Below are 3289 nucleotides of genomic sequence, written 5' to 3' on the forward strand. Positions count from 1 at the left end.
GATCCAACTCCAGGTCGAGGGCAACGCCCTGCCCGACGTTACCGACACGCTGCGCGATCACCAGCAGATGACAAGCGTCTACGAGGTCACCGGCGACTACGACGTCATCGCCATCGGCAAGTTCGAAGACACCGACGGCATGAACGATCAGATCAAACAGCTGTTGACCGACCCCGACATCAAGGCCTCGAACACGAGCGTCGTTCTCAACGCCGTCTCCGAGAACGAGCAGTTCGAACTCGAGGTCGACGAGGAGTAATCGAACAGCCCCGTTCTGATGGGACACCATCTCGAGTAGTGGCGACTTCGTGTTGTCTGTTGCAAGCGCGACCACCCACTCGAGCAAATGTCGGCGAGTGAGCGGTTCGAAGAACCCGAACGACGCCGTTCACCGAACGCTCCGCGTTCGGGCCGACGAGCGACCATCGGGAGCGAGGTGTGCGTTTATACTATATTTTTCCGAGGGCCGCTTTCGGCGGCCCGCAGAGCAAAATGTCGGTTTAGCTCGCGGGCCACTTCGTTTCCCGCTCGCTTTCAGCGGTTCTCACTCACTGCGTTCGTTCCGAACCACTCTCACATCATGCCGCCCATGCCGCCGCCCATGCCGCCCATGCCGCCGGGCGCACCGCCGGGGCCGCCTTCCTCGTCGTCGCCCTTGTCGGTCGACAGGTCACCGGCGGAGATGATGTCGTCGATTTTGAGCACGAGGTTGGCCGCTTCGGCGGCGGAGGTGACGGCCTGTTCCTTGGCGTGAGCCGGTTNCCCGCCGGGGCCGCCTTCCTCGTCGTCGCCCTTGTCGGTCGACAGGTCACCGGCGGAGATGATGTCGTCGATTTTGAGCACGAGGTTGGCCGCTTCGGCGGCGGAGGTGACGGCCTGTTCCTTGGCGTGAGCCGGTTCGACGACGCCGGCCTCGAAGGTGTCCTCGACATCGCCCGAGAAGACGTTCAGGCCGGCCGTGATGTCGCCGTCGTCGTGGGCCGCACGCAGGTCGACCAGCGTGTCGATGGAGTCCAGCCCCGCGTTTCCGGCGAGGACGCGCGGGACGAGCTCGAGCGAGTCGGCGAAGGCTTCGACTGCCAGCTGCTCGCGGCCGGAGACGGAGTCGGCGTAGTCGCGGAGGCGACCGGCGAGTTCGACTTCGATCGCACCGCCGCCCGCGAGGACGCGGCCGTCCGAGACGGTCTGCGCGACGACGTCGAGCGCGTCGTTGACGCCGCGCTCGAGTTCGTCGACGACGTGGTCGGTCGAGCCGCGAAGCAGGAGGGTGACGCCGTGGGCGTCCTCNGTCCGAGACGGTCTGCGCGACGACGTCGAGCGCGTCGTTGACGCCGCGCTCGAGTTCGTCGACGACGTGGTCGGTCGAGCCGCGAAGCAGGAGGGTGACGCCGTGGGCGTCCTCGCCCTCGACGTAGAACAGTTCGTCCTCCTCGTCGCGAGTCACGTCGCCGAAGCCGAGGTCCTCCTCGGTTGCGCTCTCGAGGTCGGAGACGATCGACGCGTTGACGACTTCCTGGAGGAACTCGAGGTCGGATTTCTTGGCGCGGCGGACGGCGAGGATGCCCTCCTTGGCGAGGTAGTGCTGGGCGAGGTCGTCGATGCCCTTCTGACAGAAGACGACGTCAGCGCCGAGGTCGGCGATCGCGTCGACCTTCTCGCGGAGCTGCTTCTCCTCGCGGTCGAGGAATTTCTGGAGCTGATCGGGGTCGGTGACCGAGACNGATCGCGTCGACCTTCTCGCGGAGCTGCTTCTCCTCGCGGTCGAGGAATTTCTGGAGCTGATCGGGGTCGGTGACCGAGACTTCGGTGTCGACGTCGGTCTCCTCGACCTCGATGGCCTCGTCGAGCAGCAGAATGTCGGCGTCGGTCGCCGAACGGGGCATGTTGTCGTGGACGGGGTCCTTGTCGACGATGCCACCCTCGAGGAGGTCGGATTCGCCGGCGCTGCGGCCGGTCTGGGTCTCGATGTTGAGGAACTCGAGGTCGACGACGTTGTTGCCGTTCTCGTCCTCGACGGTGACCTGGCGGATGGCCTCGACGATCAGCTGGGCGAGGTGCTCCTTGTTGACCTCGGTCCCCTTGCCGGTCATCGAGGTCTCGGCGGTCTTCCGGAGGAGTTCCTCGTCGCTCGTGTCGATATCGGTCGCGATGTCGTCGATCTCCTCGCGGGCCCGCTCGCTGGCGAGATGGAAGCCCTTGATGATCGCCGTCGGGTGGATGTCCTGCTCGAGGAGATCCTCGGCGTTTTTGAGGAGTTCTCCGGCGATCGCGACGGCCGTCGTGGTGCCGTCACCAGCCTCGTCCTCCTGGGTTTCGGCGACCTCGATGATCATCTCGGCCGTCGGGTTGTCGATGTCCATCTCCTTGAGGATGGTGACGCCGTCGTTGGTGATCGTCACCGATCCCATGGAGTCGACGAGCATCTTGTCCATGCCCTTCGGACCGAGCGTCGACTGGACGGCTTCAGCGACCGCACGGGCGGCGCTGATGTTGTAATCCTGCGCGTCCTTGTCCTTGACGCGCTGGGAGTCCTCGCTCATTACGATCATCGGCTGCCCCTGCTGCATTCGCTGACTCATAGTCGAGCGGATGATTGATTGTGATTCTACATAAAGTTTTCTAATCNATCCTTCCCAGTCGCATACCGGGACGGTGATTTTATATATGAAGACGATGTGCCGGGTCCGATAGTCGCACGTCGCTTCGGTCTGTGACGGCAGAATCGTCCTCGACGGAACTGCAACGGGTGGTTTGCCCCACTGTAACGGTTCTCAGTCGCGCGTCGACTGCCGCCCTAAATCCTAACTCGGACTCGAGTCAACACAACGGAAGTGTTATCACGGTAGTCGCGTATTACCACTCGAGCAATGGACGAGTCCCCGTCCGTTCCCGAATCGTTCGACGATCCGCGGATCACCGCCCAGTTCTGTCGTCGCCTTTCCAGCACTGCCGGCGACCTACTTCTCATCGGCGTCGTTCACGACCATCCCGCGAGTATCGCACGCGTCGAACGCATCCTCGAGCGCGTCGAACCGGAGACGGTCGCGCTGGAACTGCCGCCTGTCGCGGTGCCGCTGTATCGCGCGTACGCTCGCGACCGCGACGCCGAGGAGTCGGCACCGCCGCGGTTCGGCGGCGAGATGAGCGCTGCGATCAGCGCCGCCCCCGAGGCCGATCCGGTCGGCATCGACGCGCCGAACCTCTCGTTCCTCCGGCGACTCGTGGGTCGACTGGTCGCCGACCGCGTCTCTCCCGCGACGGCCCGGCGCGTCCTCTCGAGCGTCGGCGG

General features: G+C 64.5%; 1 protein-coding gene and 3 pseudogenes. 2 read left to right on the top strand and 2 right to left on the bottom strand.

The annotated features are described in order from the left end of the window. Positions 1 to 259: Lrp/AsnC ligand binding domain-containing protein (locus tag C487_RS00730; protein WP_006183737.1), on the top strand; the 259-nt coding region annotated here is incomplete at its 5' end. Between the two features lie 503 nt (positions 260 to 762). Here C487_RS00730 and C487_RS21930 read toward each other — a convergent pair. Further along, positions 763 to 1287 (bottom strand): annotated as a pseudogene (locus C487_RS21930) (TCP-1/cpn60 chaperonin family protein); the annotation flags it as partial. A 40-nt stretch (positions 1288 to 1327) separates the two neighbouring features. After that, positions 1328 to 2567 (bottom strand): annotated as a pseudogene (locus C487_RS19990) (TCP-1/cpn60 chaperonin family protein); the annotation flags it as partial. 300 nt (positions 2568 to 2867) lie between these two features. On the opposite strand from C487_RS19990, the pseudogene C487_RS00745 reads away from it, so the two are divergent. Next, positions 2868 to 3289: pseudogene (locus C487_RS00745) on the top strand (hypothetical protein); the annotation flags it as partial.

This window comes from Natrinema pallidum DSM 3751 (genome assembly GCF_000337615.1).
Taxonomy (GTDB): Archaea; Halobacteriota; Halobacteria; order Halobacteriales; family Natrialbaceae; genus Natrinema; species Natrinema pallidum.